This window comes from Microcoleus sp. FACHB-1515, from assembly GCF_014696105.1.
Lineage (GTDB): Bacteria > Cyanobacteriota > Cyanobacteriia > Elainellales > Elainellaceae > JAAUTJ01.
Genome location: NZ_JACJPO010000001.1, coordinates 1 through 4400, shown reverse-complemented (window position 1 = coordinate 4400; position 4400 = coordinate 1). Strand labels below are relative to the sequence as shown.

At 51.2% G+C, this 4400-nt stretch carries 8 protein-coding genes and 1 pseudogene; 8 read left to right on the top strand and 1 reads right to left on the bottom strand.

The features are described from left to right. A partial coding sequence (locus H6F67_RS27490; RefSeq protein ID WP_206753872.1) for a hypothetical protein occupies positions 1–340 on the top strand: 340 nt, incomplete at its 5' end. A gap of 270 nt (positions 341–610) precedes the next feature. Here H6F67_RS27490 and H6F67_RS00040 read toward each other — a convergent pair. Next, positions 611–799: a hypothetical protein gene (locus tag H6F67_RS00040; RefSeq protein ID WP_190762067.1), complete on the bottom strand. Its 189-nt coding sequence runs from the start codon at positions 797–799 to the stop codon at positions 611–613. On the opposite strand from H6F67_RS00040, the gene H6F67_RS00035 reads away from it, so the two are divergent. The 7 genes and pseudogenes from H6F67_RS00035 to H6F67_RS00005 all read left to right on the top strand — a co-directional run. Beyond that, positions 792–1049 (top strand): helix-turn-helix domain-containing protein, encoded by a 258-nt coding sequence (locus H6F67_RS00035; RefSeq protein ID WP_190762065.1) that lies wholly within the window; start codon positions 792–794, stop codon positions 1047–1049. The two genes, H6F67_RS00040 and H6F67_RS00035, sit on opposite strands and share 8 nt — an antisense overlap. 263 nt (positions 1050–1312) lie before the next feature. Further along, positions 1313–1684, top strand: coding sequence for a transposase (locus H6F67_RS00030; protein WP_190762063.1), 372 nt, complete (start codon positions 1313–1315; stop codon positions 1682–1684). Between the two features lie 111 nt (positions 1685–1795). Beyond that, on the top strand, positions 1796–1954 hold the full coding sequence (locus H6F67_RS00025) for a hypothetical protein (protein ID WP_190762061.1): 159 nt from the start codon (positions 1796–1798) through the stop codon (positions 1952–1954). Positions 1955–2325: 371 nt separating this feature from the next. Next, positions 2326–3108, top strand: coding sequence for a cytochrome P450 (locus H6F67_RS00020; protein ID WP_190762059.1), 783 nt, complete (start codon positions 2326–2328; stop codon positions 3106–3108). A gap of 117 nt (positions 3109–3225) precedes the next feature. Then, entirely contained in the window at positions 3226–3789 is a 564-nt protein-coding gene (locus tag H6F67_RS00015; RefSeq protein ID WP_190762058.1) for a zeta toxin family protein, read from the top strand. Position 3790: 1 nt separating this feature from the next. Further along, positions 3791–3997, top strand: a complete 207-nt coding sequence (locus H6F67_RS00010) for a hypothetical protein (protein ID WP_190762056.1) — start codon at positions 3791–3793, stop codon at positions 3995–3997. After that, positions 3994–4263: pseudogene (locus H6F67_RS00005) on the top strand (cytochrome P450); the annotation flags it as partial. The gene H6F67_RS00010 and the pseudogene H6F67_RS00005, both read left to right, overlap by 4 nt. Positions 4264–4400: the final 137 nt, after the last annotated feature.

The window sequence follows — 4400 nt, the reverse complement described above, 5'->3', positions numbered from 1 at the left end:
CAGGTTGCTGGAGTATGCTTTACTCATGGCTCTCACGGTGCTGCGGACTACTTACTTGCAGCGTACATCCGGAGAGCTTTTTTACGTCATCTTTGACTTTTCAAACCTCCTCTTAGCGATGCCAAACACGTACTTGCGTTTAAGATTCGATGTCATTCCAAGATGCAGCGACTTGAACGCATCAAAATCTCTGGCCTTTGGAAACAGCGATCGGTACGTTTCACAGTACTCGTTCAGATCGGGAACGGTCGAAGGTAAAAGGCTTGGCGCAAATCTTCTTGGCTTTAGGAAAAACAGTTCAAGGGGCCGCAACGGTTTCATTTGGCAAATTCCTTCCTGAGATCGTCTTCACCATAATGGAAACATCGCTTCAACTCGATCTCAATTCGCTTTCATCATAGCGTTGCTCAATCTCGGAATGTCTAAGCTTTGAAAATCTACAAACAAGCTTTCAATCATTAGCTAATACAACTAGAACAAGGCTAGCTAACGAACCACTTCACCCGCCGCAGACAGTTTTTCAAAATCAAGAAGCCACCTCTGAACGGTTATCGGATAAGCGAATGGTTATAAGTAGGTAGACGGGAAAAGCTATAAGATAGGTCAGTCGCTATCGGGTGCGCTTATGCCTGCCGCACATCACATTCAACTCAATGCCGAAGAAGACCGCACCTTGTACCAGTTGAGTTTGGCCGATGGGGTTGCTCGTCGGATCAAACTGAGAGCCATGACAGTGCGACGCAATGCCAGTGGATGGAGGACGCCCCAGATTGCCCAGCATCTGCACCAGTGTGAACATACCACTGCGCCAAACCCTGCAACGCTGGCAGGATGGCGGAGTGGGTGGACTATGGGAAGCAGCCGGACGCGGTGGCAAAGCCAAATGGCAGATTGCCGACATTGAAGCGGTAGAAACTGGGTTGCAAGAGCGACGTAGCTACACAAGTCGGCAGTTGTGTGAACGTCTAGAGTGCGAGCGCGGCGTTGTCCTCAGGGGTAAGCAACTCGGACGCATCTTGCAAAAAAGGGCTGTGTCTGGAAGCGTCTAAGGTATTGCCCACCTGAGCCAAAATCGAGTCAGTTTGTGCAGGCCAAGCAAGCCGATTGGTGTGTGCTCAAACTGTGGGCACAAGCAGGTGCGATTGCGCTCAAGTACCTGGACGAAAGTGGGTTTGAGCGATGTAGCTGCCTCAACTACAGCTATGCTTGAGCCGGCAAACAAAAACGCCTGGCTCAAGCGCGAAGACGGGGCAGACGCATCAGTGCGTTAGGGCTGTGGGAACCAGGGCACAGCTTTGAGTATGGCTGAGTCGTGGGCGGCTTCAACACTGAGCGCTACCTGAGCTTGATGAACTGGCAAGCTCATCGTGCTGCCCAACGTTTTGCTGCAACGGGACAACTGACAGTTGTGGTTCAAGAGGGTGCTTCATCCCACCGCAGCAAGCTAGCTCAGCAACACTGGCAACGCTGGTGTGAACAAGGGTTGTTAATCTTTTTCCTGCCGCCCTATAGTCCGCAGATGAACCGGATTGAGGATGAATGGTTACACTTCAAGCGAGAACACCTCGCCAGTCGCTTGTTTGAGGATGAATACGATCTTGCCCTTGCTCTAATTGACGCAATCGAGCAGCGCGGGTACCAGGGCAGTTACTCGGTTGAACGTTTTAAGTTTATTCCTGTCTAGCTACTTACTACCGATGCTAAGGCTGCAAGGCAATTTTCGGCATCGTCATAATCTGGAAAAACGTATGCTGCCCCCTCATCACGCAACATTTCAGCTTCATCACCAGAGGCAATGAGGATTGCAGGAGAGTGCAATCGCGCAGTTCCCTGCTCTCCGGTCACGGGTTGGGCGATACGCTTCGCTGCCTTCGGGCGCAGCCGTCTGCTCGTGGTTCAGGTGACGTGGAAGCGGATTGCCCAATTTCTCGAACTTGACAGTGGCAGTCGGTAAAATAGCCCTCAACTCCATCTAGCCAGAAAGTTGGAACCATTTGTAAAAACCCTTGAGCGTCGTCAATCCTTGATTAATGGCTGAGGGAGCCACCCAAGCGCAACTCAAATTTTTAGCTCAGCAATTCCTGGAGACATTTTCAGAACACGACGGGAGTGGAGAACAATTAGCTGGCTTTTCAAAGCTCATCCCCCGCGCTCAGCAAGACTGCCCCATTCGTCCTTGCCCCCTGTACACCTCGCGCTGCTGATGGGTCAAGCTAGAATCCGTTCTCGCTTGATGTCACCCTCTAACAATCGAGACACTTTGGCGAACACCCAACCCAAAGATTAGGCTCCGATCGGCTGGCTGGCTAGCTGCAATGCAGTAGGATGTTGAACAACCGTTTGTGTCCGAGCGTCATGCCTCCGTTGCCGCCTGGTCCCTCGATGCCCCAACTGCTTTGGCAAGCCCGTGGCTTATTTGCCCCGTTGGAGCTGCTTGATGAAGCTCACAGCACCTATGGCGATCTGTTTCGCCTGCCTTACGATTATCCAGCGGTGTGCGTATGCAGCCCGACCGGATTACAAGCCGTGTTTACAGCACCCGCCGACATCCTCGCATCCCATCAGCGCGGCAGTGTTTTCGATCTGGTCATGGGTGAACACGCCCTGGTGTTTCTCGAAGGCAAAGCGCATCAGCGCCATCGGCAATGGCTGATGCCACCCTTTCACGGCGAGCAGTTGCAAGGTTGGGGCAACCCGATCATGGAGCAGACTCGACGAGGATTCGCGCACCTGCCACCTGGCGCAACCTTCAATGTGCGACAGGTGATGAAGCACATTGCCCTAACGGTCATCTTGCAAGTCGTGATGGGTAGGTCCTCTGGTGACCAGCGCGATCGCCTTCGATCGTTACTCTCTGGCCTATTTCGAGGTGCCGAATCCCCCCTACACGCGGCAGCCTTAGTGTTTCCGTTCCTTCGCCTTGACTGGGGCGCGTGGAGTCCCTGGGGTGATTTTTTAAGGCAAAAGCACCAGATCAATCAGTTGCTGTTGCACGAGATTTGCCAGCGCCAAGAATTCGCTCTGCCAAGGGCGCAAACCGATCTGTTGGGGCTATTGTTGCAGGTTAAAGATGAAACGGGTCAAGGCTTGAGTCCGGCAGAAATATAGATTCGCGCAAAAGCTGACAATCGTCGCGCAAAAGTTGACAATTGCCGTATAACTCATGTCAGCTTGTTTCTCCACAGGTACAAATCCAATTAATGCGTCAACCAAAATTTGAACTCTATGCCACTGCTTTATGTCATTGGAGGTGCAAATGGTTCAGGAAAAACGACTTCTGCTCTGACCATTTTGCCAAGTTTGGGAGTCACAGAGTACGTGAATGCCGATGCGATTGCAGCAGGGCTTTCTCCCTTCAACCCAGAGTCAATGTCATTACAGGCAGGACGGTTGATGTTGGAACGCTTAAGAATGCTGGCAAATTCTGATGCTGATTTCGCGTTTGAGACGACTCTTGCGTCTCGATCGTTCGCTCCCTTCCTTCAACGGTGTAAGAATAGAGAGTACACAATCAGCCTATTGTATTTCTGGCTTCACAGTCCTGACCTAGCAGTCGAACGAGTACGGGCGCGAGTTGCCAGCGGCGGACACTCGATCCCAGAAGCGGTAATTCGTAGACGGTATGAGCGCGGACGAAGAAATCTGGCTGAATTGTACTTACCCCTTTGTGATCGTTGGATTGTCTACGATAATTCTCAGGAGTGTCCCACTGTTGTGGCTCAACGAGGGGAAGATGGGCAACCTTCTATTTTTTCTTTAGAGGTCTGGAATCAAATTACAGAGGGTTAACATGGCTGAAGGTAAGCAAGCGGCATCCTACGAAACACTGACTGAACTAGCGAAATCAGCGGTTGCCCAGGCACTTGAGCGTCATCGCAGGTTGGGAGAGTCGATTGCAGTGTGGCAGGACGGCAAGGTGGTGATTTTAGAAGCGGATCAGATTCCATTGTCGCAGCTAGAGTCCGAGTCAGGACAATCTCGAAGTGTCGGAACATGAAGTTGCCAGTTATAACGCGATTTCTAACGGAAATTGACAACTTGATGAGACAAAATTGTCAAGCTTATGCAACTAGGACGGCTCAAAACGTTAATCCTTCGGTTGGAAATTGTTACTTACTGTGCGAACTTATAGAAATTGGCGATGAACTGCTGATGCTGGTATTTGCGGGTTATGAAACGACGACTTCTGCGCTCGTGTGGGCGCTGTATTGGGTGCTGGTGCAGCCAATAGTTAAGCAGCGTATTGAGGCAGAATTACAACAACTGGCTGATCCTGATGATGCCTGGGTGTCAGACGACAATGCAGATGACGGGCAACGCCAATGCCTTGGCGGGTTGAGCATTAGTCCATCAAATCACCCATCGTTGCGCCAAAGCTTGAAGTTCAAGCCGCAATAAAA